23 protein-coding genes and 1 tRNA gene are annotated in these 24,432 nt (G+C 45.3%); 8 read left to right on the top strand and 16 right to left on the bottom strand.

Features of this window, described 5'->3' with window-relative positions; translation table 11 throughout:
* Positions 1-14 precede the first annotated feature (14 nt).
* Complete coding sequence (locus PBAL39_RS16135) at positions 15-932, bottom strand: PfkB family carbohydrate kinase (protein ID WP_008243388.1); 918 nt, start codon at positions 930-932, stop codon at positions 15-17.
* A gap of 145 nt (positions 933-1,077) precedes the next feature.
* Here PBAL39_RS16135 and PBAL39_RS16130 point away from each other — a divergent pair.
* A tRNA-Asn gene (locus PBAL39_RS16130) sits at positions 1,078-1,151 on the top strand.
* A gap of 274 nt (positions 1,152-1,425) precedes the next feature.
* Here PBAL39_RS16130 and PBAL39_RS16125 read toward each other — a convergent pair.
* The 5 genes from PBAL39_RS16125 to PBAL39_RS16105 all read right to left on the bottom strand — a co-directional run bounded on the left by PBAL39_RS16125 (position 1,426) and on the right by PBAL39_RS16105 (position 6,191).
* Positions 1,426-2,355, bottom strand: a complete 930-nt coding sequence (locus PBAL39_RS16125) for a bestrophin family protein (protein WP_008243387.1) — start codon at positions 2,353-2,355, stop codon at positions 1,426-1,428.
* A 26-nt stretch (positions 2,356-2,381) separates the two neighbouring features.
* On the bottom strand, positions 2,382-2,882 hold the full coding sequence (locus PBAL39_RS16120) for a hypothetical protein (protein ID WP_008243385.1): 501 nt from the start codon (positions 2,880-2,882) through the stop codon (positions 2,382-2,384).
* A 221-nt stretch (positions 2,883-3,103) separates the two neighbouring features.
* Entirely contained in the window at positions 3,104-4,480 is a 1,377-nt protein-coding gene (locus tag PBAL39_RS16115) for a HAMP domain-containing sensor histidine kinase (protein ID WP_039866813.1), read from the bottom strand.
* A complete protein-coding gene (locus PBAL39_RS16110; protein WP_008243381.1) occupies positions 4,464-5,162 on the bottom strand; it encodes a response regulator transcription factor in 699 nt (232 codons plus the stop codon). Before PBAL39_RS16110 ends, PBAL39_RS16115 begins: the two co-directional genes overlap by 17 nt.
* Positions 5,163-5,294: 132 nt before the next feature.
* Complete coding sequence (locus PBAL39_RS16105) at positions 5,295-6,191, bottom strand: LysR family transcriptional regulator (protein ID WP_008243379.1); 897 nt, start codon at positions 6,189-6,191, stop codon at positions 5,295-5,297.
* 103 nt (positions 6,192-6,294) lie between these two features.
* Here PBAL39_RS16105 and PBAL39_RS16100 point away from each other — a divergent pair, with 103 nt between their 5' ends.
* The 3 genes from PBAL39_RS16100 to PBAL39_RS16090 all read left to right on the top strand — a co-directional run bounded on the left by PBAL39_RS16100 (position 6,295) and on the right by PBAL39_RS16090 (position 8,216).
* A complete protein-coding gene (locus PBAL39_RS16100) occupies positions 6,295-6,909 on the top strand; it encodes an NAD(P)H-dependent oxidoreductase (protein WP_008243378.1) in 615 nt (204 codons plus the stop codon).
* A gap of 72 nt (positions 6,910-6,981) precedes the next feature.
* Complete coding sequence (locus PBAL39_RS16095) at positions 6,982-7,869, top strand: pirin family protein (protein WP_008243375.1); 888 nt, start codon at positions 6,982-6,984, stop codon at positions 7,867-7,869.
* Between the two features lie 65 nt (positions 7,870-7,934).
* Positions 7,935-8,216 carry a GNAT family N-acetyltransferase gene (locus tag PBAL39_RS16090; RefSeq protein WP_008243374.1) on the top strand — a complete coding sequence of 94 codons (282 nt, stop codon included), beginning with the start codon at positions 7,935-7,937 and terminating at the stop codon, positions 8,214-8,216.
* A gap of 3 nt (positions 8,217-8,219) precedes the next feature.
* On the opposite strand, the gene PBAL39_RS16085 is transcribed toward PBAL39_RS16090, so the two are convergent.
* The 3 genes from PBAL39_RS16085 to PBAL39_RS16075 form a co-directional block, all read right to left on the bottom strand.
* Entirely contained in the window at positions 8,220-9,500 is a 1,281-nt protein-coding gene (locus tag PBAL39_RS16085; protein ID WP_008243371.1) for an acetyl-CoA hydrolase/transferase family protein, read from the bottom strand.
* 7 nt (positions 9,501-9,507) lie between these two features.
* Positions 9,508-9,945 (bottom strand): hypothetical protein, encoded by a 438-nt coding sequence (locus PBAL39_RS16080; protein ID WP_008243369.1) that lies wholly within the window; start codon positions 9,943-9,945, stop codon positions 9,508-9,510.
* A gap of 117 nt (positions 9,946-10,062) precedes the next feature.
* On the bottom strand, positions 10,063-11,193 hold the full coding sequence (locus PBAL39_RS16075; protein ID WP_008243366.1) for a metallophosphoesterase: 1,131 nt from the start codon (positions 11,191-11,193) through the stop codon (positions 10,063-10,065).
* A gap of 177 nt (positions 11,194-11,370) precedes the next feature.
* On the opposite strand from PBAL39_RS16075, the gene PBAL39_RS16070 reads away from it, so the two are divergent.
* Genes PBAL39_RS16070 through PBAL39_RS16060 form a run of 3 tightly spaced genes read left to right on the top strand, consistent with a single transcriptional unit; the run spans position 11,371 to position 14,694 of the window.
* Positions 11,371-12,087: a YafY family protein gene (locus PBAL39_RS16070; RefSeq protein ID WP_039866810.1), complete on the top strand. Its 717-nt coding sequence runs from the start codon at positions 11,371-11,373 to the stop codon at positions 12,085-12,087.
* Positions 12,088-12,123: 36 nt separating this feature from the next.
* The gene (locus PBAL39_RS16065; protein WP_008243356.1) at positions 12,124-12,597 is read left to right on the top strand and encodes a GyrI-like domain-containing protein; all 474 of its coding nucleotides are present in this window, start codon (positions 12,124-12,126) and stop codon (positions 12,595-12,597) included.
* 57 nt (positions 12,598-12,654) lie between these two features.
* Positions 12,655-14,694: a M13 family metallopeptidase gene (locus PBAL39_RS16060; RefSeq protein ID WP_157274055.1), complete on the top strand. Its 2,040-nt coding sequence runs from the start codon at positions 12,655-12,657 to the stop codon at positions 14,692-14,694.
* Positions 14,695-14,815: 121 nt separating this feature from the next.
* Here PBAL39_RS16060 and PBAL39_RS16055 read toward each other — a convergent pair whose 3' ends face one another.
* Genes PBAL39_RS16055 through recJ form a run of 4 tightly spaced genes read right to left on the bottom strand, consistent with a single transcriptional unit; the run spans position 14,816 to position 19,315 of the window.
* The gene (locus PBAL39_RS16055) at positions 14,816-15,244 is read right to left on the bottom strand and encodes a CBS domain-containing protein (RefSeq protein WP_008243352.1); all 429 of its coding nucleotides are present in this window, start codon (positions 15,242-15,244) and stop codon (positions 14,816-14,818) included.
* A gap of 56 nt (positions 15,245-15,300) precedes the next feature.
* Entirely contained in the window at positions 15,301-16,827 is a 1,527-nt protein-coding gene (locus PBAL39_RS16050) for a GH3 auxin-responsive promoter family protein (RefSeq protein ID WP_008243350.1), read from the bottom strand.
* 18 nt (positions 16,828-16,845) lie between these two features.
* Positions 16,846-17,580, bottom strand: coding sequence for an LPS export ABC transporter ATP-binding protein (gene lptB, locus PBAL39_RS16045; RefSeq protein WP_008243349.1), 735 nt, complete (start codon positions 17,578-17,580; stop codon positions 16,846-16,848).
* A gap of 34 nt (positions 17,581-17,614) precedes the next feature.
* Positions 17,615-19,315, bottom strand: a complete 1,701-nt coding sequence (gene recJ, locus PBAL39_RS16040) for a single-stranded-DNA-specific exonuclease RecJ (protein WP_008243340.1) — start codon at positions 19,313-19,315, stop codon at positions 17,615-17,617.
* 152 nt (positions 19,316-19,467) lie between these two features.
* Here recJ and PBAL39_RS16035 point away from each other — a divergent pair, with 152 nt between their 5' ends.
* Complete coding sequence (locus PBAL39_RS16035) at positions 19,468-20,232, top strand: MBL fold metallo-hydrolase (RefSeq protein WP_008243338.1); 765 nt, start codon at positions 19,468-19,470, stop codon at positions 20,230-20,232.
* Here PBAL39_RS16035 and PBAL39_RS16030 read toward each other — a convergent pair.
* The 3 genes from PBAL39_RS16030 to gcvP all read right to left on the bottom strand — a co-directional run bounded on the left by PBAL39_RS16030 (position 20,219) and on the right by gcvP (position 24,344).
* The gene (locus PBAL39_RS16030) at positions 20,219-20,626 is read right to left on the bottom strand and encodes a response regulator (protein WP_008243337.1); all 408 of its coding nucleotides are present in this window, start codon (positions 20,624-20,626) and stop codon (positions 20,219-20,221) included. The genes PBAL39_RS16035 and PBAL39_RS16030 overlap by 14 nt on opposite strands.
* 146 nt (positions 20,627-20,772) lie before the next feature.
* Positions 20,773-21,366 carry a YceI family protein gene (locus tag PBAL39_RS16025; protein WP_008243335.1) on the bottom strand — a complete coding sequence of 198 codons (594 nt, stop codon included), beginning with the start codon at positions 21,364-21,366 and terminating at the stop codon, positions 20,773-20,775.
* A gap of 98 nt (positions 21,367-21,464) precedes the next feature.
* The gene (gcvP, locus tag PBAL39_RS16020; protein ID WP_008243333.1) at positions 21,465-24,344 is read right to left on the bottom strand and encodes an aminomethyl-transferring glycine dehydrogenase; all 2,880 of its coding nucleotides are present in this window, start codon (positions 24,342-24,344) and stop codon (positions 21,465-21,467) included.
* Between the last annotated feature and the right edge of the window lie 88 nt (positions 24,345-24,432).

The following is a 24,432-nucleotide window of genomic DNA, read 5'->3' as shown; positions in this document are numbered from 1 at the left end:
TTACTTGTATAACATTACTCAATGGTAAAGGCGCTGAGGCTTACAAACTCCTTGATCCTGGCCGAGACTTCTTCTTCGGTCAGGTTGAGGATTTTTTCAGTTCCAAATTTCTCTACACAGAAAGATGCAAGTGCTGAGCCAAAGATGATGGCATTTTTCATGTTGTTAAAGCTGATGGTGCCTACTTTTGCCAGGTATCCGATGAAACCACCGGCAAAGGTATCACCTGCACCGGTCGGGTCGAATACTTCTGCGAGTGGAAGGGCAGGGGCAGAGAATATTTTATCTTCATTGAACAACAAAGCGCCATGTTCACCTTTTTTAATGATCAGGTACTTAGGACCCATAGCCAAAATCTTTTTCGCCGCTTTAACCAATGAATACTCACCTGCAAGCTGACGTGCCTCAGCATCGTTAATGGTCAGCACATCGACCAGCTTAATGGTCTCCAAAAGGTCATCCATCATGATGTCCATCCAGAAGTTCATGGTATCCAGGACAATTAGTTTTGGTCTCTTTTTAAGACGTTCTATGACTGTTCTCTGTACGATTGGTGTAAGGTTGCCCAGCATCAGGTACTCACAGTCCTGGTAACTCTCCGGAATAATCGGATCGAAGCTTTCCAGTACGTTGAGTTCTGTAACCAGGGTATCACGACTGTTCATGTCATTGTGATATTTTCCAGACCAAAAGAATGACTTCTCTCCTTTTTTTACTTGTAAGCCTTCGGTATCGATGCCATGTTCGGTAAAGGTGTCAATGTCCGACTGAGGGAAGTCGTCACCTACCACACCTACGATTTTTACTTTATTGCAAAAGTACGAAGCAGCTAAACTGGCGTATGTTGCGGCGCCACCTACTATCTTATCTGTTTTTCCGAACGGAGTCTCTATAGCGTCAAAAGCTACAGTACCTATGATTATCAGGCTCATATAGATTGTTTTAAAATTATTTCACTTTTTTTCGATACAAATATTGCATAAATAAATTAAAACCCCTAATATTGCATTCCCAAAACGAACGAAGCTTTGTGTTCTCCAAAGGGTTCAGGAAGCGTTTATTTGGATTAACCAGTACTCCCGAGTAGCTCAGCTGGTTAGAGCATCTGACTGTTAATCAGAGGGTCACTGGTTCGAGCCCAGTCTCGGGAGCAGATTAAAAGAAAGCCTTGCCATTCCGGTAAGGCTTTCTTGTTTTTGAGAATTTTTAAGATTTTCAGGAAGATGGGATCAAGTTCGAAAGTTGTTGGTCCTTCAGTATTATTGGAATACCACCAAAGTCTAAAGATGCATATAGCGAATTTTTGGCTCTTTATGATGTATTGCTAATACTGAATCCCTTTTATCCAAAGAGATTCAGAATCAAAGGACATCAGATGAACTTTAAAAATAATATAGGCCCGGGGTTAATGACCGGGCCTTTGTTTTAGAGTATGTAAAAGACTTTTGATGATGCGAGAGCTGCCCCACTGTGTTTCTCGTCAGCTTTATAAGCTTGTTTCAGCATCTGCTTGATGTCTCGTTCAGCAGTTCTGGATATCGTTGTTGTTGGCGTATCCGTAGGCATGTTTTCAAATGGATCCTGCAGATGAATGGCCATCTTCTCAATGAGAAAGAAAGAGCAGGAGATGGCAATAACCAAAGGTACTTCTACGATTCCGAAGAATTCAATCAGACCGAATGGAAGGAGCATGATAAATAACACCAAGGAGAAGTGAATGTATACACTGTAGGTTGCAGGAAAGATCGTGTTTTTAATGCGTTCGCAGCCACCCATCAGATCCGTAAGACGCGTCAGTGTCCTGTCGATCTCCACCTGTTGGAATTCATTGATCCAACCCAGCTTATAAGCATGACGAAGATCGTTCCCCTGCAGTTCAAGCAATGCAACAGGTATATTAGTATAGTTTTTTACGTACTCCAGGTCCTCAGAAGAAATCCATTTCTCCAGATGGTAAAGCGGATCCTGTGTTCTCAGGTGTCTGCTCAGACTATAACACCAGGCGATCTGCCGTTTGGCCATGCGCTCACAAAAGGCTTTCTCTTCATCGGAACCGTAATTGGTGTCGACAAAGGTAAGCAGCTGCCGTGTAAGCGTTCTGGATTCGTTCAGTATCCCGCCCCATAAAGTCCTGGCTTCCCACCAGCGGTCGTAAGCCTGATTGGATTTAAAAGCCAGCAGCAGTGAGATCACTGTTCCCAGGATGGTCGGCACCGCGATGGGGATGGATATCCTTGTGAAATGGAAATTTTTATACATCAGTGCAATCAGTACTGCATAAATGGTCACAAGGATCAGTTCTTTCCGGATCTTTCCGAAAATGTATTTAATTGGAATATTCTCTTTTAACAGCATGATACGATGGATTAAATGGTTTTCAATTAAGCTTCTTTCAGAAGCTCTTCTTCTAATACTTCCAGGCGTTCGGAGGTAGTGACCTGAACGGGACGCATCGGTTTCATTAGGTTTATTTTCAAGGTGTTCAGGCCGCATTTTTTTATGAGCATGGCAGGGTCTAAGCTTGACTTATTCAGGATGCCTGTGGAGCAGAGGTTCAGGTCCAGCACTTCGTTAATGCAGTGTGCTTCCAGGTAATTTCTAAACATAATTAAGGTGTTCCCATAGAAGAAATCTATTTTCAGCGATTTGATCTGCGGAAATTTTGCCTTTAATGCTTCGCATTGTTGGTAGAATTCATCACTTACATGTTCATATTCTTTGCTTCGGCGCGATAACATCAGCAGGTCTCCAATGGAGTCTGATAGTTTGAACATATGCATGAAAATAAGACTGAGGTCTTTTCCACCAGTCTGCTCACATAGTGATGGTATACAATCCAGGGAGCTGAGCTTAAAATCGGTTGGTACCAGAATGGTCTGCATAGAAATAATTTTAAATGATTGACAATTAAATATTTACAATGCAATATTACCGCTCAATTATTAAGCTGAGATAACAATGGTATTAGATACTCATTAGAGTTTGTGTCTAATATAAGGAGATGTATTTTGTTTAAGTTGTTGTTTTACAGGTGTTTGTCTTGTTTTTCGCTCTAATGTGGTATGTGGACATTAGAGAGTTGTTAAAAATAACTTCAGTTGGATCAGGAACTGGTGGCAATTCTATTCAGTGCGGGTAATATAATCTGTATTTCTGTTCCCTTTTCCACTTCAGATCTGATCCCGATGGAACCCTTGTGAAGGCGGATAATGTTGAGGGTAAGGGGCAGTCCAATACCGTAACCTTCAAACTTCCCTGTGTTGGAGGCCCTGAAGAAAGGTTCAAAGATATGCTGCTGGTCTTTCTCGGGAATGCCAATGCCGCGATCTGTGACGATGACCATAATCAGATTGTCCCGGAACCTGGCCTGGATCTTAACGGGCTGATTATTGGAGTATTTGCAGCCATTCATCACGATGTTACTGATGGCGAGTTGCAGGAGATTGACATTTCCTTCTGTGTATAGGTAGGCTTCATCATCCGGCAGTTCGGAAAAGTCGATGTCAATGACGCGGTTGGGGTCTATCTTTTTTACAGAATCGGCGACATTCAGTACCAGCTCATCAACGCGGATCTGCTGCCAGTTTTGTTTCTTTCCATCGAAACCAGATTGCGCCAGGCCAAGAAGACTGGTCAGGATGTGCTGTAACTTCTCCGCTTCTGAAAGGATTGTTTTTACGGAGTGCGTCGTTGAAGCATCGAGCTGTTGGCCGGAAAGGAGCAACTCTGTTTCACTGGTAATGATGGTTAAAGGGGTCCGCAATTCATGGGAAGCATTGCTGATGAAGTTGTTCTGTGTTTCAAAGGCTGTTTCGAGCCTGGTCAGCATGTTATTAAAGGTGGACACCAGCTCTGACATTTCATCCCGCCCTTTGAGTTCGTCAAGTCGGGAATGCAGGTTATTGGCCTTGATGCTCTTTACCCGTCGGGTGATGTTCCTGACCGGCTGGATGGTGTAGTGGGAGAGTACGGCACCCGCAATATAGGTAAGGATCAAAGAGATCACGAAACTGATGATGAGTACACGTTTCAGTTCCTGTAGCTCCTGGAAGCCATAAGGGTCTGATGCGGCAACGATCACGATGTACTTACCAAAGGAGGTACTGAAGGTTGCTCCAACGTAAAAGTGGTTTTCTTCATTATATCTCGCCCGTCCGTTGTCCAGAATGGCTTTGTAGAAACTTTGCGGCAGTGGCAAAGGTTTCTTGAACTTGTTGTTTTCAGGATTGATCTTAATGATGTAATCTTTCTCTTCCTCGAGCTTTTCAAGGTACCTGGCCCTCACTTCCTCATAAGCAGACGAGTTTTTATCCGGATAAATATTGGTTTGGGCAGCAAGGTTAACCCTGGCGTCAAGACGGTCAAAGAAATCCTCAAAGTTGAACTGGCTGACAAAATAAAAGATAGATGCGTTGAGCAGGATCAGCCCAATGGCCGACATGCAGAAGAAGAGTAGGGTAATCTTAGTCTGTATCTTCATTTGGAGCCTGTGATTTAAAGATGTACCCCATGCCAAATACAGTGTGTATCAATTTGGTCTGATACCCATTGTCTATTTTTTTTCTGAGGTAATTGATATAGACATCTACCACATTGGTGCCCATATTGAAATCTATATCCCATACATTCTCAAGAATCTGGATCCTGGAAAGCACCACATTCTGGTTTTGTATAAAGTACTCGAGTAGCCTGTATTCTGTAGCGGTGAGGTTGATGGTTTTGCCGTCTCTGGAAACAGTTTTTGCGAGTGTGTCGACCTCAAGCCCTGAAATGCTCTGTGTGCTGCGCGGACTGCTGACCACCTTGCTGCGCCTGACCAGCGACCTGATGCGGGCTTCCAGCTCGGCAAACTTAAAAGGCTTTACCAGATAGTCGTCGGCCCCACTGTCCAGACCTGTGATGATGTTTTCTGTACTGCTCAGGGCGGTGAGCATCAGTACCGGTACATTGTTGTTTCCCTTGCGGATTTCCCTGCACACCTGGATGCCATTCATGCCTGATAACATGATGTCCAGGATGATGAGGTCGAAATCATGTTTCATAGCCATCTCGAGGCCTACCAGCCCATCTCCTGCAACGCTGATCTGCATGCCAACTTCGGTCAGCCCTCTGATAATTACAGATACCAGACCCGGTTCATCCTCAATAAGTAAAATCTTCATCGCCACTATTTTTGGGAAAATAAACTGTTGACGTCAAAAAATGAACCGAAATAGAACAATTGACTTAATGATGACTGATCTATCCACATAATTTTAGCTTTTAGTCTTGTTAGTGATATAATAAAGAACTTACTAAGTCATTTCCTTAACAAAAATATCCTCTATGGTCTGAATCTCTCCTGCATAAATGGTTTTTTTTCGTGTAGAAAAGTAAAGTGTGTTTTCCAGGATGTTGTTTCCTTCCCAGATGACCTTGATCTGGCCGCTTTCTATTTCTTTTTTGCATAGAAAATCTGGAATAATGGCCAGTCCATTTTTGCCACTGATACAACGGATGATGGAGCTGAGGTTAGGTACGATATAATTGGGTTTGAAATCGGGCCTTTTATTGAAATTTGTGTGCCAGAAACGCTGCATATGTTCCATGTCGGCGGTAGTACCATACCAGGTTTGAGCCTTCAGCCATTGCTGAAATTCTTGCAGTTGCTTTTTGGTATCGATGCCTTCCAATCCTGCCAGATCAGTTTCGCTACCTGCTACCAGCACAATCCTTTCTTTTGAAAAAGGCTTGTAGGAAATGCCCGGGGATTCTCCTTTCTGCGGAGTGATAATTAAATCAAGGATGCCATTGTCAAGGTCGTTCAGCATCTCCGGATACTCCCCGAATTTGATGATGATGTTGAAGGGGAGCTGGGGAAGATACGATTCCAGTGTAAATTGAAAAGTTTCGAAACACATTCCAATGCTGATCGTTGGTGTGTCCTTTTCTGTGCTTTTATGAAAATGATGTTCTGCTGTTTCCAGTTTGGCCACCGCCTCCTGAATGTAATTGTAGAGGACCTTGCCGCGCTCTGTGGCCACCATCTTTCTAGATGTCCGGTCAAATAATTTGTAGCCCACATAAGCTTCCAGCGAACTGAGGTGCAGACTGACACCCGGTTGGGAAATGTATAGTGCTTCTGCGGCTCCTGTGAGCGTTCCCGTCTCATAAATCGATTTGAAGGTCCTGAACCATTCCAGATTAATCATATACCAGGTATTATAATTATGATACAAATGTATGATTTATCTTATTTTAATTATACAATGCGGCGCTTTAATTTTGTAGTGTCAAATCAAAACAGATATCACAATGAAAGTTTTAATCATAAATGGCGGTCAGGTTTTCGGACACTCCGGAGGTCGTTTCAATGCCACAGTCACCAATGAAACCATTAGTTTTTTCAGCCAGCAGGAAGGGGTGGAAATTCGGATTACGAACATCAATGATGTTTATGATCCTGCCGAAGAAGTAAAAAAATACGTATGGGCAGACCTGATCATTTACCATACACCAATCTGGTGGTTCCAGCTGCCCCACGAGTTTAAAAAGTACCTCGACGTAGTTTTCAGTGCAGGTCACAGGAATGGGATTTACCGAAGCGACGGCCGGTCAAATGAAAATCCTACAGCAAACTATGGAACAGGTGGCATGCTACAGGGCAAGAAATATATGGTTACCACCTCCTGGAATGCGCCTAAGGAAGCCTTTACGCTTCCAGGAGAGTTTTTCATGGAAACCAGTGTTGACCAGGGGCCTTTATTTGGCTTTCACCGGATGAATGCCTTTATCGGTCTGAAACCTCTTCAAAGTATGCATTTTCACGATGTAGAGAAAAATGCTGACATTGAACAGGACATGCTGGTTTACAAAGCGCATCTGGAGAAACTGTTTCTGCCAGCGTTGCCTGCGGAATCCATAGTTTGATAATTAGCCGGAATTTCCCGACAATTACGCTATATTGGAGTAATTTAATGCCGGAAAATTAGCGATGATACCATGTCAAATATTAAACTGATTATAGAAGAAAGGCCGAGTAACATTGGCAATTTTATGGTGGGACGACTGTTGCCTTTTCGGGAGAAGAGGATGGTCGGCCCATTTGCTTTTATTGATCATATGGGCCCCGCCAGTATGAGTGATCATGAGAATCTTGATGTTCCTCCACATCCCCATATTGGACTGTCGACACTTACCTTCCTTTTTGAAGGCAGCATTACCCACAGGGATAGTCTTGGTAGTCATGTTGATATTGAACCCGGACAGGTGAACTGGATGACAGCCGGAAGGGGTATTGCGCATTCTGAGCGCACGCCTGTCCACCTGCGTAGTTCTGATAAGATGCTGCACGGACTGCAGATCTGGGTGGCCTTACCAAAGGAGCTGGAAGAGATGGAACCTGAATTCTTTCACATTGAAGCCGCAGATATCCCCTACTGGGAAGAGGCTGGGGTTGCCTATAAACTGATTGCGGGTGAAGCTTTTGGCAGAAAATCGCCGGTGCCGGTATACAGTCCGTTATATTTTCTTGAACTGAAAGCCCGGGATCGGCAGACAGTTGCTATCGGAGCTGATCTGTTTGGGGAGAGTGCGCTTTATATCCTTCAGGGGGCGATAGAAAGCGAAGGGTATATTTATGGTCCAAAGCAGATCCTTGTGGCCAGTGACAGCCGGCTGTGTGAATTTACCATGCAGGAAAATACGGTGGTTTACATCTTTGGAGGTGATGCCTTTCCGGAGGAACGGTTCATCTACTGGAACTTCGTTGCTTCATCAAAAGAGAAGATTGAGGAAGCCAAACAGCGCTGGCAGGACCAGCAATTTGCGCCGGTGCCGGGAGAAACAGATTTTGTGCCTTTGCCGCCGCAGGGCAAGCAGGTTAAATAACATCAGTTAACCGGTTATCCATCCCGGTTACAACAATACTTTATCCAGATTAGAAAAATACTTTTATGAATATAGAACAGGAAAACACAGAGAAAAAAGGTTATTTCAAGGCACTTGAGGGGTTAAAGGAGGCAGGGCTGATGAGTTATGTATGGGCGGGCCCCGGTAAGATCATTATTGACCATACCGAGGTGAACCCAGACTTCTCAGGCAAAGGTGTAGGGAAGGCGCTGGTACTTAAAGCTGTGGATTACGCGCGTGAAAACAAGATAAAAATCCTTCCTTTATGTCCTTATGCGAAGAGTGTTTTTGATAAGGACGCCGGTTTGAGCGACGTCCTGTTTTAGCTGTTAAACTTTGAACCTTTCATGAAATGCACGGTCGAGCGTCTCACGGTGCATCGGGTGCGCAAGGCTGATCAATGCCTGTGCACGTTGTTTAAGGCTTTTTCCAAAGAGGTTTACCTTACCGTATTCTGTTACGATCCAGTGTACGTGTCCACGCGTGGTCACCACACCGGCACCTTCTTTCAGGAAGGGAACAATCCTTGAAATGCCTTTTGAAGTAATGGAGGGCAATGCGATAATTGGTTTACCTCCATTGGATAACGAAGCGCCATGGATAAAGTCCATCTGTCCGCCGATGCCTGAATATTGATAAGTACCCATGGAATCTGCACAAACCTGACCGGTGAGGTCCAGCTCAATTGCGGAGTTGATGGCAGTCACCTTCGGGTTCTGACGAATCAGACTGGTGTCATTGGCATGTGAAATCTCCATGACCCTGATCATAGGGTTGTCATTGACGAAATCATATAATTTTCTCGTTCCAATCATAAATGAGGTAATGGACTTTCCTTTGCTTACCTTTTTCTGGCTATTGTTGATGACCCCGCTCTGGATCAGAGGAATGACACCATCAGAAAGCATCTCTGTATGCAGACCCAGGTTTTTATGGTTGGTCAGGTTTTTCAATACCTGATCTGGGATACCGCCGATGCCGAGCTGTAAGGTGGCACCATCGTCAACCAGGGAGGCAATGTGCTGACCGATGGTCACCATGGCATCTGTAATTTTCAATCCATAGTCTACTTCCGGCAGTTCTGCCTCATGGTATACCATGGCGTTGAACTTGCTGACGTGAACGAATCCATGTCCGTGTGTTCTTGGCATCCTTGGGTTTACCTGTGCAATAACGTACTTCGCGGTATCTACAGCCGCTTTTGCGATATCTACGGAGGTGCCCAGGGAGCAATAGCCATGTGCATCAGGTTCTGAAACGTGCACCAGCGCAACATCTAAAGGAAGAAAGCCTTCTTTGAAAAGTTTAGGGATCTGACTTAAAAATACAGGTACATAATCGCCATGGGCACTGTTTGCCACAGACCTGGTAGTGGCGGATACAAATAGAGAATTGAAAAAAAAGCTGCTGCTGTACGTAGGATCGTTGAAGTCAATATCGCCAAGGGTGGTGATACTGGTTAGCTCGACGTTGTTGAGTTCTGCATGTCTGGCTTGCAATGCTTTAACGAGGTGTATTGGTGTGGCGGCGCTGCCGTGAATGAATACCCGGTCTCCGGATTTAACGATTTTTACTGCTTCTTCTGCTGAAATATGATTTTGATGATTCATTGATATATTATGATGGGTTGATATTCATGTTTTGTTCAAAACACCTCGCTGCGATAGACTGATCTGCGAAGTCCAACACTTCCTGTCTGACGATTTTGTAATGTGCAAAAAGGTCGCTGACTTCCTGTTCCATGTCCAGGTGCCTGTTGAGGAATAAGATAGTAATATTTTCCTGGGGATTGACCATCAGCGGTTCAATCACTTTCAGGTGCGCAGCAAGCGCATCCTCTGTTTCGGTGATTTTTTCCTTCAGCACAGCTGTTCTCTGGACAAGTGTTTTCAGGGTTTTCATTTTTTCTTTATCTGCCCCAACATATCTTAACGACAGTTTTTGGAAAAAATTGAGTTCACTCTTGTGAAATTCCAGATTTGATATCCAATATTTTGTAACCAGATGAAGCTCCTGGAGCTCATTTTCGAGTTGAAGATCTTCTATCGTTTTCATGCTTTCTGATGTTAATCTTTCGTGTGATAAAGATCAGAAAACAATGGTTTTAGGATGGTGATGATGGTCACATCAACCCATGATTGTAGTCATACAGAAAAAATAGAGTGTCCCGGGTTATCTTCCGGTAAGATCTACCTTAAACGTGTCAAACAACTGCGCCTCCTGATCTTCCACATTGACACCCAGTGCCGGGATGGTATAGTAGCTGCCATGGATGGCGAAGCTGAAGGGTGTTTTCTCAATTTCAATCTTAAGGAAGCCATGTTTGTTGTCGCAGTAATTTTGCAGATGTATCTCGTCCAGCAACTTACTGTTGGCATTCATGTTCGGTCCCTGCGGATCAGCAAGGGCATGCAGCTCGTCGAATCCGCCAGCACCTGCAACAATAAAAGGAAGGGTTTTTCCATCACTATATTGTTTGTGGAAGCGTTGGTAATTGTGGACATGGCCGCTGAAGATGATGTCTGGCCTTACACCGGCTTCCTCAAATGAAGATTCCAGGAACTCAATCATGGGCTGACTGGAGCCGTGGTTGTTGTCTGCCGAATAAGGTGCATGGTGCATGCAGACAATGATCGCCTTATCAGCCTTATGCAATGCGGCGTGTTTGAGCTCATTGACGAACCAGCGCTGCTGCTCCTTTTCGATGTATCCATATTTAGGTACATTGGTATGCAGCCCGATGATCGTCGCCAATGGGGCCTGCATCGTCCAGTATACATTAGGTTGTACCTGGCTTTTGCGCTTGCTTGCCGTTCCGAAATAAATTGTCTTGGGGCAGACATTGCAGAATGCCGCATAGAAAGCCTCCAGGCTGCTGTATTCTTCTTCACATTCAGGGTTCACATCACTGTCGTGATTGCCTGCAATGGCATAGATCGGACCCGGGTAATTATCGTAGGGTTTTAGGAACTGAGATTCATATTGGTTGGCCTCTCCATAGTGATAAACAATGTCTCCCAGGTGGTATAAAAATGAGGGGCGTTGTTCTTCCGTTCCGCAATTGAGGAATTGCTGGGACATCTGACTTACGACTTGCTGCTGAGATTCAGGATGTTTCAATCCGCCGGTATCACCTACCATGTGGAAGACCATCGACTGCACCGGTGTCGCTACAGGCTGTTGGCCTACATCTAAACGGTAAGGGTAGCTGCCGGATGGCGACGGCAAAGGCTGAAACTTATACTGGTCATCAATTTGATCTTTTTTAAAAACTGCTTTGTAAAGAATTTTTGTGCTGATCATAGTCGTACGATTTTGTTTACTACTGGGCTTACTATGTTGGTAAGTTACCATCAGTATGTTAATTCCCGGTTAAGTGTCTAATTCTTAATGTAAGTTTAAAGGCCAGCTAACATTGACGGGTAATTTGCCGGAATTGTGAAAATTTTCAGCTTATCTTTATCGAAATTATGCTGATGTATGAGCAGTTCAGAAATCTCACGGTTGTCCAGGCTTACCGCCATTTTACTACAACTCCAGTCCAGGAGGATGTCTACTTCTACAGCGCTTGCCGAACGGTTTAATGTAAGTGTGCGGACCATCTACCGGGACATCAGGGCGCTGGAAGATGCCGGTGTGCCCGTCATCGCTGTTGAAGGAAAAGGTTATAAACTGATGGAAGGGTACACCCTGCCTCCGGTCAGCTTTACGGAACGACAGGCAAATGCGCTGATCACTGCCGAGCAGCTGGTCATGAGGAACCGCGATGCTTCTTTTGTTCAGGACTATGCAGAAGCGATTGTTAAAATAAAAGCGGTCCTGCAACATGGCATCCAGCATAAAACGGAGCTGCTCTCGGACCGGCTGGTGGTCGGATACCAACCGGAAGGTTACAGTTGCACCAGCAATAACCTATCTGTCATCCAGCTGGCGCTTACAAACTTTAACCTCCTCCGCATTGATTATCAGGCGGCAGATCCGACAGCCAAAACTTCGAGGATAATTGAGCCCTTTGCTTTATACAGCTCGCAAGATAACTGGGTGCTAATTGCATTTTGTCGCTTGCGTGCCGAATTCCGCTCCTTCCGTCTCGACAGGGTAAAACACCTGGTGGTACTTGACGAAAAATTCCAGCCCCATCCGCTCACCCTGGCTGAATATTTCGAAGAATGGATGAAAAAATCGGATAGGCCCTGACAATGGGTTGTCAGCATCAAGGTTAGTTTTGCCCCTATGATGATCAAAATGGACGAAGAACAACTGGATGCCTTTTATGTATTGGGTATCGCCGTAAGAACAGCGAATACACCAGGACGGGCGACAAAGGATATTCCGGCCCTCTGGGCACGTTTTCTGTATGAAAATGTGGCTGAAAGAATTGAAGGCAGACTGGCTGATGATGTATACTGCGTTTACACGGAATACGAAGGCGATTATACGATGCCTTATACCACGTTGATTGGTTGCCGGGTACAAGCCGGGACTGAGGTTCCTGCCGGGATGCAACTGATGGAAGTTGAAGGTGGCCAGTTTCTAAAACATACGGCGGCCGGCGACCTGATGAAAGGCCTTATTTTTGAAGCATGGACCAACATCTGGAACGCAGCGCTACCCAGGGCTTACCGCTCCGATTTCGAGGTGTACGATGCTGCTCCATCAGCCGAGGCACTGGCTACGGTCTCTATTTATCTTTCCGCAAAGCTGTGATTGGCATACCTTGCTTCCAATTGTTTTGTTAAATTTGAACATACCTAAATAGTTAGTATGATAAAATTTAATAAATCAATTGGAATACCCATGGTAGCGGGTTCCATCATGCTGCTTGCAGCATGCCAGTCAGGCAAGAACACTGAGTTGTCTTCCGGAGTCATCCTCAAAAATATGGATACTACTGTAGTCCCTGGAAACAACTTTACCCAATATGTAAACGGCGTATGGATCAAAAACACGAAGATCCCTTCTGACAAACCTTCTTATGGCGTTGGTGCAATTATCAACGATAAGGCTCAGGAAGATGTGAAGGAGATCATCGAAAATGCGGCAAAGACCAAGTCTGCGGATGGATCTGAGGAGCAGAAAATCGGCGATCTTTATGAGTCGTATATGAACATGAAAGTTCGCGATTCTATTGGCCTGGCTCCTTTGGCTGAAGAATTTAAGAAGATCGATGCCATCGCTGCTGTAAAAGACCTTCCTGCCTACTTCGCTTACGCCAATAAGTTCGGTAACATGATGCCTTTCAGCATCGGTGTGACCGAGGACTTCAAAAATCCGAAACAATATGTGCTTCAAACCTGGCAAGGCGGACTTGGATTACCTGAACGTGAATATTATTCACTGCAGGATGCAAAATCCAAAGACATCAGGGCCAAATATCTGCTGCACATTGAACGCATGCTCCAGCTGGCACAAATCCCTGATGCAAAAGCAAAGGCTTCGCAGATCATGGCATTGGAAACGGCCATCGCCGCACAGCACATGAAAAAAGAAGAGACAAGGAACATGGCTGGTCTTTACAACAAATACGCAGTGAAGGACCTCTCCAAATTGACGCCTGATTTCGACTGGAATGTGATGTTGTCGGAAGGTGGTTTCAAAAAACAGGATAGCGTCGTGATTTCGCAGGTGGCTTACACAAAAGCATTAAACGGAATTATTAAAAATACGCCAGTGGAGGTATGGAAAACTTACCTGAAATGGGGAGTGGTTACTGGTGCAGGTTCTGCATTGACAACTGCCATCGACAAAGAGAATTTTGACTTTTATGCGAAGACCCTTTATGGAATACAAGAGCAGAAACCGCTATGGCGCAGGGCTGTAAATGTGGTGAACGGCAGCCTCGGTGAAATGGTTGGTAAGCTGTACGTGGAGAAACACTTTTCTCCTGAAGCTAAGGAGAGAATGCTGAAACTGGTGCAGAACCTCCTGAAAGCTTATGAGGTGAGCATCAAAGGCCTCGACTGGATGAGTCCGGACACTAAAAAACAGGCCCTGGATAAAATCAGCAAATTCACACCGAAAATCGGCTATCCTGATAAATGGATTGACTATGGTGCCTTGAAAGTAGTAAAGGGAGATCTGTATGGCAACTTACAGCGTGCTACTGAGTTTGAATACAAGCGCAATCTTGACAAATTGGGTAAACCTGTAGACCGCACGGTATGGGGCATGACGCCGCAAACGGTGAATGCCTATTACAACCCAACCATGAATGAGATCGTTTTTCCTGCTGCCATCCTGCAACCTCCGTTTTTTGATATGAATGCGGAAGATGCGGTAAACTACGGTGGAATTGGAGCGGTAATTGGCCACGAGATTGGTCATGGTTTCGACGACCAGGGCAGTACCTTTGATGGAGATGGGGTGATGCGCAACTGGTGGACAGAAAAAGACAATACTGAATTTAAGAAACGTACCAGCGCCCTTGTTGCTCAATACAGCGACTTTAAGGTCTTTCCTGACCTGAACGTAAACGGCGATTTCACGCTTGGTGAGAACATCGGTGACCTTGGTGGATTGACCATCGCCCTGAAAGCTTATAAAGCGAGTCTTAATGGCAAAGAAGCACCTGTAATGGATGGCTTCTCGGGAGAGCAAAGGGTGTTTCTCGGATGGGCACAGGTGTGGCTGGAGAAATCAAATGAGCAATCGCTGAGAAACCAGGTGGGTACGGATCCACATTCACCGGCGAAATTCCGTGTGAATGGTGTGGTCAGGAACATCCCTGAATTTTATACTGCCTTTAACGTGAAACCTACAGACTCACTGTATCTTGCTCCTGAAAAAAGAGTAAAGATCTGGTAAGTACGCAGGTGATTGCGGTAAAGCTTAAAAAGCGTCTGAACCCTATGGGCTCAGACGCTTTTTTTATATCATCGGAAGCTGTTCTTATCGGGGCGTCTCTTTATATCGGGGCCTGTCAAATTTAGGAGCTGATGTAACTCTCCAGCTGTGAAATGGTCAATTTCTGGTCCTCAATGATAAACTTCACGACGTCGCCAATAGAGACCATACCAATCACACCCGTTTCGTTCACCACGGGTAAATGTCTGATGTGTTTGTTGGTCATGATTTCCATGCATACCTCGATATGATCATCGGGACTAATGGTAATGGGCTGCCCGGTCATCACTTCCGCCAGGAATGTATCTGCAGATGATTTACCCTGGAGGATGATCTTGCGGGCATAATCACGCTCTGTAAATATGCCCAGCAGCTGGCCGGATTCCATGATCAGGAGCGCACTGATGTTCTTCTCCATCATGACGTGCAGGGCGTCCAAAACGGAGGTACTCGCCGGAACAGAGAAAATCTGGGATGATTTAGTTTTCAGGAGTTGTTTTATAGTCTTCATAACACGTTAATTATTAGCTAATTAAATGTAATGAAAAATTATGAAATCCAAATGCACTAAATCATACTTTTATCTGTCATCATCGGAAGGATTTCATCTACATAGGTACGCTCGTTGGCCAGGCGCGGTACTTTATGCTGACCACCAAGTTTTCCTTTTGACTTCAGCCAGTTGTAAAATGTGTTGTAGGGGGCGTTGTGGACTTTCGGACGTCTTAAAGCGAGGTCTTTAAAGCGCTTGGCATCATAGTCGGAATTGACCTCCCGAAGTGTTTTGTCGAGCACATCTACAAAGTATTCAAAGTCGTTTGGCTGCTGGTCAAATTCAATGATCCATTCATGGCCACCAACTTCTTCTCCTTTAAAGTAGATAGGGCAGGCGGTATAATCTTTAAACACCGCACCGGTTTCGGTACAGGCCTTGCAGATCGCCTGTTCGGCATTGTCGATGATCACCTCTTCGCCGAAGGCATTGATGAAGTGTTTTGTTCTGCCGGTAATCTTAATACGGTAAGGAGAGAGGCACGTGAACTGTACCGTGTCGCCAATCATGTAGCGCCACAAGCCTCCATTGGTGGAAATGATGATGGCGTAGTTCTTAAACAGCTCCACTTCATCCAAAGAAAGGGTGTCCGGGTTATCATCGTCCAGCTTTTCAATTGGCAGGAACTCGTAGTAAATGCCATAATCCAGCATCAGGAGCAGCTCGTCGGACTTCACCTCATCCTGGATGCCGAAAAAGCCTTCAGATGCGTTGTAGGTCTCCAGATAATACATGTCACAGTTGGGGATCAACTCCTTAAACTGCTCCCGGTAAGGTTTAAAGTTGACCGCTCCGTGGATGTAAAGTTCCAGGTTTGGCCATACCTCCAGCAGGTTGCTCTTGCCGGTCAGTTCCAGTACTTTTTTGGCGAGGACAATCGTCCATGTGGGTACTCCCGCAATGTTGGTTACATTCTCCTTGATGGTGGCAACAGCCATCTTCTCCATCTTATCCTCGTAGTTGTCCATGAGTGCGATGGAGATGTTTGGCGTGCGGTAGTACTCCGCCCACATCGGCAGGTTTTTGATCAGCACAGCAGAGAGGTCCCCATAAAAAGAATCCTCGTTCAGTTGGTTAATCTGATGGCTCCCGCCCAGCACAAGGCCCTTGCCTGTTAAAATCTGGTTTTCCGGGCGGTTGTTGCAAAAGATGGACAACATGTCTTTTCCACCCTTAAAATGGCACTCCTGCAGCGATTCTTCCGAAACAGGAATAAATTTACTGCGGTCGCTCGTTGTACCCGACGACTTTGCAAACCACTTGATTTCTGTCGGCCATAGTATATTCTGTTCTCCACGGAGCATGCGCTCAATGAAAGGTTTTAAAGTTTCGTAGTTCTGGATCGGGACCCTTTCCTTAAACTGGCGGGGGTTGCTGATCGACTCATAATCATATTTTCTACCCCATTCTGTATCTGCGGCACTGGAAATGAGCTTCTCAAACCATTCTTCCTGTACATCATGTGGGTATTTCATGAAAAGCTCAATCTGATGAACACGCTTTTTCATGTACCATGTGAAAATCGAATTTACAATTGCCATGTGTTAGAATGATAAGGGTTATAGATTTTTAGTGCGCAGTACAAAGTTTGATCCAAGGTATACACGTCTTACCATCTCATTGGCGGCAAGTACCTCCGGCGTGCCGGACTCCAGGATCTTGCCCTCAAACAACAGGTAAGCCCTGTCTGTGATGGAGAGTGTTTCCTGTACGTTGTGATCCGTAATCAGGATGCCTATGTTTTTCTTTTTCAGCTTGGCAACGATGGTCTGGATTTCCTCTACGGCAATGGGGTCTACCCCCGCAAATGGTTCATCCAGCAGGATGAAGTTGGGGCTTGCTGCGAGTGCCCTGGCGATTTCTGTCCTGCGGCGTTCCCCTCCGGAAAGAAGGTCTCCCCTGTTTTTGCGCACCTTGTTCAGACTGAACTCATTGATCAGCTCTTCGAGTTTCTCATGGCGCTCCTCCTTGCTCATGTCTGTCATCTCCAGAATGGACATGATGTTGTCTTCTACAGAAAGTTTGCGGAATACAGAGGCTTCCTGTGCCAGATAACCGATGCCTTTCTGTGCCCTGCGGTACATCGCATCAGAAGTGATGTCCTCCTCATCCAGAAAGATGGTGCCCTCGTTTGGTTTGATCAACCCTACAATCATATAAAATGAAGTGGTCTTGCCAGCCCCATTCGGCCCCAGCAAACCAACAATCTCGCCCTGGCTAACCGAAAATGAAACATCGTTAACAACCGTGCGCTGTTTGTACTTCTTGATGAGGTGATCTGCTCTTAGTATCATTTATAGTTTTGGTTTTATGACGGTTTTTCAGAACTTAGTAGGTTTTGATCCCTTTGATGTTCAGCTGCAGCCGTCTCTGGTCTTTCCAGACGTTTTCTTCTATGGTATAACAAATTGAAAAAGGAACATTTGGCCGTAACAACGATTCATGCTCAGCAAAATTAAATCCAATACTTTCAAAAATAGGGGAATTTTGTTGTTTTACACTCAACTTTAAATGTTTTGTGGCGACAACATAGGGCCTGCCCACCATGGTTACACCATGACTTATGAAAACAGGTGCCGGATTATGCGGGCCGAAGGGCGACATCTGGGAGATGATCCGCTGAAACTTGCCGTCGATTTGTTGAAGTTGTATTTCTGCATCGATGCTGATCTCCGGACAAAGCAGGTCCTCGGTGATGGTGGAGGAAACAATCTCCTCAAACCTTGCCGAAAAAGCGTCTATCTTTTCAGGCTCAATGGTCAGACCGGCAGCAAACTTATGTCCTCCAAACTGTACAAGCAGGTCCTGGCAGCCCAGCAGTGCTTCATAAAGATCAAAGCCGGCGACAGATCTTGCGGATCCGGTAAGCAGTCCGTTGGACTTGGTAAGCACCACTGTAGGGCGGTAATACTTTTCCGTCAACCGGGAGGCAACAATACCGATGACCCCCTTGTTCCAGCTTTCATGGTACACAACGGTGGTTTTTTTGTTGATCAGTATTTCACAGTCGGCAATCAGCGCAAGTGCTTCAGCAGTAATGTTCTGGTCGGAGGTTTTGCGTTCGGTATTCTGCAGGTCAATGAATTCGCTTTGCGCCAGCGCAATCGTATCCTCGGTGCACAGTAGCATTTTTACCGCCTGGTTGGCATGGTCCATTCTTCCGGCGGCATTGATCCTCGGGGCCAGGGAGAAAACCACATCGGTCAGCGTATATTGTTTGCTTCTTCCGGAGATGTCCATCAGGGCCTTCAGTCCCATACAGGGTGCGGTATTCAGCTTAATGAGTCCATGATAGGCAAGGATACGGTTCTCATCTTCCACAGGAACAATGTCTGCAGCGATACTCACCATCACCAGGTCCAGATAACGCTCATACTTTTCAGCAGGAAGCCCGTGTTTGATACAGTAGGCCTGCGCCAGTTTGAACCCAATGCCACATCCTGCAAGCTCTTTAAAAGGATATTCACAGTCTGATTGTTTCGGGTCGAGCAAGGCGGCGGCGGCAGGGAGTTCTTCACCAGGCATATGATGGTCACAAATGATGAAGTCTATACCCAGGCCCGTTGCATACGCTACCTTATCTACGGATTTGATGCCACAGTCCAGCGCAACAATCAGGCTGTAGCCATTTGCACTGGCATAGTCGATGCCCTGGGTGGAAATGCCATATCCTTCTTTATGGCGGTCGGGGATGTAGTATTCAATCTTTGTAGTGAACTGGCTGAAGAAACTGTAGGCCAGGGCCACAGAAGTGGTTCCATCTACATCATAATCTCCATAAATCAGTATTTTTTCTGATGCAGCAAGTGCCTCCTCAATCCGCAGGACCGCTTTCATCATGTCCTTCATCAGAAAAGGATCATGAAGTTGTGACAACTGAGGCCTGAAATAGTCTTTGGCCTGTTCAAAGGTGATGATGCCCCTTTGCACCAGTATCTGTGCCAGGCTGCGGTCTATATTTAATTGCTGTGCAAGCGAATCTATATGTACGTAGTTCCCTTGTACAGCCTGCACCCATCTTTTTTCCATTAGGTTTTTCTCGTCTAAATCTTTTCTGAACGCTCACCGGCTTGCGAATGTCTTTTTACAGACACTTAGTTCCGGCAGGTTCCCTATCTTTGCAAAGATTCGTAAATATATCATTTAATTATTTCTTCTTACTAATACTAATAACTACGCCATTGCAAGTTCACACGCTATATGAAGGATCTTATTCCGTAGATGCTACCAAAAAATTCATCCCTTTCGACCCGGTAAAAGATAAGGCAAAAGACCGTCCTGCTTCTTTATTTGTTCATGTGCAGCCTTTCCTTGTTGCCATGGAAGACCAGCTGATCTTGTTCGATACAGGTCTGGGTTACAGCACTGAGGAAGGTAAACTGATCTTGCACGAGAACATAAGAAAGGCTGGGTTCAGTCCAGATGAAGTGACGATGGTGCTGATGTCACATTTGCACTTTGACCATGCCGGCGGTATGATCCATCAGGTAGGGGAGCAGGTGGAGCTAAGTTTTCCACATGCCGTATATGTGATTCAACGTGGCGAGTGGGAGAGTGCCTTTAGCAATACCTCGTCTTCTTACAAAAAAGAAATCTTTGAATTTTTACAGCGCAATGCGCAGTTGCATTTTGTAGAGGGCTCAGGTGCCCTGAACGCTCAGATCAGCTATGAGCTTACTGGTGCTCATACCCCCTTTCACCAGACTTTCCTGCTGGACGAGGGCGATGAAAAAGTGTTTTTTGGTGCAGATGTACTCCCCGAACCCGAAGAGTTGCTGCGTAAATTTATCGCGAAATACGATTTTGACGGACGAAAAGCAATGGAGTTACGTCAGAGCTACGGCGAACGCGCAGCGGCTGAAAACTGGAACTGTCTCTTTTATCATGGGAAGTCCAGGGCTACCGGCTTCGTAACATTAGAAGACGGTCAGTTTAAGATACAATAGTAATCTGCTTGATGAGTTCCGTCAGGCGCTCGATGGACAGTGGCTTTGAAATGAACCCATTTACGGTTCTGTAGGTCTTGGCCTTTTCAATATCATTCTCATAAACCGATGAGGAGAGCATGTACATGTCTACTTTTTGATGGATGCTGAGTGTCTCGTAGGCTTCAAGGAATTCCCATCCATTCAGGACAGGCATGTTGATGTCTATAAGAATCAGGTGAGGCAGCTCCTGACCGGCCGAAAGCAGGCCTGTTAGATAGTCCAGTGCCAGCTGGCCATTGGCTTTGGCAACCATATCCACATCATACCCCGTTTTCTCTACTATCTTTTTGATGATGAAAATATTGATGTCGTCATCATCAATTACAAGCAGCTTAATTTTTGAGGTCATCATAGGTGTTTAACAGTAACAGTAAATTAGGTTATGGTGTAATATAAAGTTATAAAATATGTGTAAAGGTTAAAAGTAATCTCCAAATATATTATATAAAAAAGGTCATTATATGATAATGACCTTTTAATACCTTAAAGCTAAGGTTATTATTTTTTAGCTACAAGTTTAATGGACAATTCAAATTCATCATAAATCATCTTGTCGCCTACATCAGGAAAGATGCTTTTAGACCTGAACTTAATGCCATATTTTGTTCTGTCTACCAATACTTTATCGGCCGTAGTCGTTACAGAACCATCTGCATTCCATACTACTGTTGCAGGAAAAGAAATGGCGCTGGTGATGCCTTTAATAGTAAGGTCGCCAGTTATGTTCACCGCGTTTCCACTTCCAGCAGTTACTTTTTTAATTACAAAAGTAGAAGTTGCAAATTGGTCACTTCCAAAGAAATCATCTGCTTTCAGGTGTTTCTCCAGGTTTGCACTCTTGTCGGCATCCTTGATGCTGGTCATGTCGATCGTGAACGTTCCACCTGCAAGTTTTTTGCCGTTAAACAGCAAAGTGCCTGATTTCAGGTCAATAGAGCCGTTGTGGCTGCCGGTAACTTTTTTTCCTAACCAGCTTAACGTGGATTTAGAAACATCGACTTTATACGTGTCTGCCTTGAATGCAGGGGCAATAAAAGCCGAGGAAACAGCAACTACCAGGAGTAATGCTAATGAAGTGAATTTTAATTTCATGTTGTATTTGATTTGATGATGGATGAAGCGCAGTGTACGCCCTTTTGATACATTTAGAAGTAAATATATCAAAAGGGTTTAACTGATTTAGAATTATTTTAAACTGTAGCTTCTTCCATGTAGCTCTCTATCGGAGGGCATGCACAAACCAATGACCTGTCGCCAAAAGAGTCGTTTACTCTTCCTACCGAAGGCCAGAATTTATAGGCTGCAACATAAGGCAGCGGGAAAGCCGCAGTTTGTCTGCTGTAACTGTGCGACCATTCATCACCTGTAACCACTGTTGCGGTATGCGGTGCATTTTTCAACGGGTTGTCAGTTTTGTCTGCATCACCGCTTTCTACCGCACTGATCTCGGCCCTGATGGCAATCAGCGCATCACAGAACCTGTCCAGCTCATGTTTAGGCTCACTTTCGGTAGGCTCTACCATCAGTGTACCTGCAACAGGGAAAGATACAGTTGGCGCGTGGAAACCATAGTCCATCAGACGTTTAGCGATATCTACCACCTCAATGCCGAAGTTTTTAAAGGCGCGGCAATCGAGGATCATCTCATGCGCACAACGACCGTTGGCACCTGAATACAATACCGGGTAGTGTGTTTCCAAACGTGCTTTCATGTAGTTTGCATTCAGGATCGCATACCTGGTTGCGTTAGTCAACCCTTCGCTGCCCATCATAGCGATGTAAGCATGGGAGATGACCAGGATGGAAGCGGAACCCCATGGTGCAGAAGAAACAGCAGGAATAGATTTTTCTTTGCTGATGTCTACAACTGCGTGCGCAGGAAGGTAAGGTACCAGGTGTTTTGCAACACCAATAGGACCCATGCCAGGGCCACCACCACCGTGAGGGATGCAGAATGTCTTGTGTAAGTTCAGGTGACAAACGTCAGCGCCGATGTTTCCAGGACTGGTCAGACCAACCTGGGCATTCATGTTTGCACCGTCCATATATACCTGACCACCATTTTCATGGATGATATTACAGATGTCAATGATGCTTTCCTCAAATACACCGTGTGTAGAAGGATACGTCACCATCAGGCAGGAAAGGTTTTCTTTATGTTCTTCTGCTTTAGCCTTAAGGTCATCCACATCGATGTTCCCGTTTTCAAGAGATTTTACGATGACGATTTTCATTCCTGCCATCGCTGCGGATGCAGGGTTAGTACCATGTGCCGAAGAAGGGATCAGTGCGATATTACGGTGTGCATCACCACGATCCTGGTGATAAGCCCTGATGACCATCAGACCAGCATATTCGCCCTGGGCACCTGCATTTGGCTGAAGGCTCATTGCTGCAAAGCCAGTAATTTCGCTCAGCCATTTGTCCAGCTCATTGAAGAGTGTATAATAACCCGCTACCTGATCTGCGGGAGCGAAAGGGTGTACATTGCCGAACTCAGGCCAGGTCACAGGAATCATCTCTGTGGTGGCGTTAAGTTTCATGGTACATGAACCCAGAGCAATCATCGAGTGACAAAGAGAAAGGTCTTTGCTTTCCAGTGATTTGATGTAACGCAACATCTCATGTTCAGAATGATGTGCGTTGAATACCGGATGTGTCAGGTAAGCCGACGTACGTTGTAAAGCTGCAGGAATTACAGTTTCTATGTTGTTATCGGACAGTTCTACCTGATCTGCTGCAATGGCTTTCACCTTCGCGAAGATTTTTGTCAGCAATGCTACATCTTCGATGTCTGTTTTTTCATCCAAAGAGATGGTGACAATGCTTCCATTGTAGTTCAGGTTGATCTCGTTGTCGATACATTCCCTATGGATAGAATCTACGAGATCACCAAGGTCAAGGCGGATGGTGTCAAAGTATGCTTTGTTCAGTTGTGTATAACCAGCTTGCTCCAGGGATTGAGCCAGTGATATGGTAAGGCCATGGATCCTTTCTGAAATTAACCTCAGCCCTTTGGGGCCATGATATACAGCATAGAATCCCGCCATAATAGCGAGTAATGCCTGTGCTGTACAGATGTTTGATGTCGCTTTGTCTCTGCGGATGTGCTGCTCTCTGGTCTGCAGCGCCATGCGCAGTGCGTAGTTGTTATTGCTGTCAATGGTGACACCGATGATACGTCCCGGAATGGCACGTTTATATTCGTCTTTTGTAGCGAAGAAAGCAGCGTGAGGACCACCGAAGCCCATAGGTACGCCGAAACGCTGTGATGTACCTACCACAATGTCAGCTCCCCATTCTCCCGGAGGCGTCAAAAGCGTTAAGCTTAGTAAATCAGCAACAACGGTTACTTTTACGTTCTGGCCATGTGCCTTTTGTGCAAAGTCTGTATAGTCGAATACCTCACCGTTGCCCGCAGGATACTGGATGATGGCACCGAAGAACGTCTCGTCAAGCGTTACCGACTGGTGGTCGCCGATGACGAGTTCAATGCCGAAAGGGTTGGCCCGTGTTTTTAAGATGTCAATGGTTTGTGGGAAAAGCAGCTCCGAGACAAAGAATTTCCTTGCCTGTTGGTTTTTGCGCAGGCTGAACTGCATGAACATGGCTTCTGCAGCAGCAGTACCTTCGTCCAGCAGGGAAGCATTGGCAATTTCCATTCCAGTAAGGTCTATGACCGCCGTCTGGAAATTTAATAAGGCCTGAAGACGGCCCTGCGCAATCTCCGCCTGGTAAGGAGTATACTGCGTGTACCATCCCGGGTTTTCAAATACGTTACGTAAGATCACACCAGGGGTCAAAGTATCATAGTATCCCTGACCGATATATGATTTGAATACTTTGTTTAAAGAAGCTGTTTGTTTTAAGCTGCTTAGGTAGTCCTTCTCAGATTTCGCCGCCGGCAGGTTTAAGGGTTGTTTCAACCTGATTTTCTGGGGAACAGTCTGTTCGATCAATTCGTCAACAGAACCCAGGCCAAGGGTGTTCAACATTGCTTGTGTGTCCTCTGTATTAGGAGCAATGTGACGGTCTTTAAAGTCTTCTTTGTAGTGAATATTTAAACTCATGAAATCTATAAATAAAAAGTTGCGCAAAGGTAATAAAAAATAGCCTTAGTTATACCCTTTAAACATTTATAGATGTATATATTACAGA

The sequence above is a fragment of the Pedobacter sp. BAL39 genome (assembly GCF_000170795.1).
Classification (GTDB): Bacteria; Bacteroidota; Bacteroidia; order Sphingobacteriales; family Sphingobacteriaceae; genus Pedobacter.
The sequence above is the reverse complement of the archived record's forward strand: the minus strand, read 5'-3'. Positions and strand labels throughout refer to the sequence as shown.

Excerpts from the sequence above, each read along its gene's own strand:
- PBAL39_RS16060 (WP_157274055.1), top strand. The coding sequence starts at position 12,655 with ATGATAAAATTTAATAAATCAATTGGAATACCCATGGTAGCGGGTTCC.
- PBAL39_RS16115 (WP_039866813.1), bottom strand. The coding sequence starts at position 4,480 with ATGAAGATACAGACTAAGATTACCCTACTCTTCTTCTGCATGTCGGCC.
- PBAL39_RS16085 (WP_008243371.1), bottom strand. The coding sequence starts at position 9,500 with ATGAATCATCAAAATCATATTTCAGCAGAAGAAGCAGTAAAAATCGTT.
- PBAL39_RS16135 (WP_008243388.1), bottom strand. The coding sequence starts at position 932 with ATGAGCCTGATAATCATAGGTACTGTAGCTTTTGACGCTATAGAGACT.
- PBAL39_RS16120 (WP_008243385.1), bottom strand. The coding sequence starts at position 2,882 with ATGCAGACCATTCTGGTACCAACCGATTTTAAGCTCAGCTCCCTGGAT.
- PBAL39_RS16075 (WP_008243366.1), bottom strand. The coding sequence starts at position 11,193 with ATGATCAGCACAAAAATTCTTTACAAAGCAGTTTTTAAAAAAGATCAA.
- PBAL39_RS16100 (WP_008243378.1), top strand. The coding sequence starts at position 6,295 with ATGAAAGTTTTAATCATAAATGGCGGTCAGGTTTTCGGACACTCCGGA.
- gcvP (WP_008243333.1), bottom strand. The coding sequence starts at position 24,344 with ATGAGTTTAAATATTCACTACAAAGAAGACTTTAAAGACCGTCACATT.
- PBAL39_RS16055 (WP_008243352.1), bottom strand. The coding sequence starts at position 15,244 with ATGAAGACTATAAAACAACTCCTGAAAACTAAATCATCCCAGATTTTC.
- PBAL39_RS16050 (WP_008243350.1), bottom strand. The coding sequence starts at position 16,827 with ATGGCAATTGTAAATTCGATTTTCACATGGTACATGAAAAAGCGTGTT.
- PBAL39_RS16070 (WP_039866810.1), top strand. The coding sequence starts at position 11,371 with ATGAGCAGTTCAGAAATCTCACGGTTGTCCAGGCTTACCGCCATTTTA.
- PBAL39_RS16105 (WP_008243379.1), bottom strand. The coding sequence starts at position 6,191 with ATGATTAATCTGGAATGGTTCAGGACCTTCAAATCGATTTATGAGACG.
- PBAL39_RS16095 (WP_008243375.1), top strand. The coding sequence starts at position 6,982 with ATGTCAAATATTAAACTGATTATAGAAGAAAGGCCGAGTAACATTGGC.
- recJ (WP_008243340.1), bottom strand. The coding sequence starts at position 19,315 with ATGGAAAAAAGATGGGTGCAGGCTGTACAAGGGAACTACGTACATATA.
- PBAL39_RS16080 (WP_008243369.1), bottom strand. The coding sequence starts at position 9,945 with ATGAAAACGATAGAAGATCTTCAACTCGAAAATGAGCTCCAGGAGCTT.
- PBAL39_RS16110 (WP_008243381.1), bottom strand. The coding sequence starts at position 5,162 with ATGAAGATTTTACTTATTGAGGATGAACCGGGTCTGGTATCTGTAATT.
- PBAL39_RS16125 (WP_008243387.1), bottom strand. The coding sequence starts at position 2,355 with ATGCTGTTAAAAGAGAATATTCCAATTAAATACATTTTCGGAAAGATC.
- PBAL39_RS16025 (WP_008243335.1), bottom strand. The coding sequence starts at position 21,366 with ATGAAATTAAAATTCACTTCATTAGCATTACTCCTGGTAGTTGCTGTT.
- PBAL39_RS16065 (WP_008243356.1), top strand. The coding sequence starts at position 12,124 with ATGATGATCAAAATGGACGAAGAACAACTGGATGCCTTTTATGTATTG.
- lptB (WP_008243349.1), bottom strand. The coding sequence starts at position 17,580 with ATGATACTAAGAGCAGATCACCTCATCAAGAAGTACAAACAGCGCACG.
- PBAL39_RS16030 (WP_008243337.1), bottom strand. The coding sequence starts at position 20,626 with ATGATGACCTCAAAAATTAAGCTGCTTGTAATTGATGATGACGACATC.
- PBAL39_RS16090 (WP_008243374.1), top strand. The coding sequence starts at position 7,935 with ATGAATATAGAACAGGAAAACACAGAGAAAAAAGGTTATTTCAAGGCA.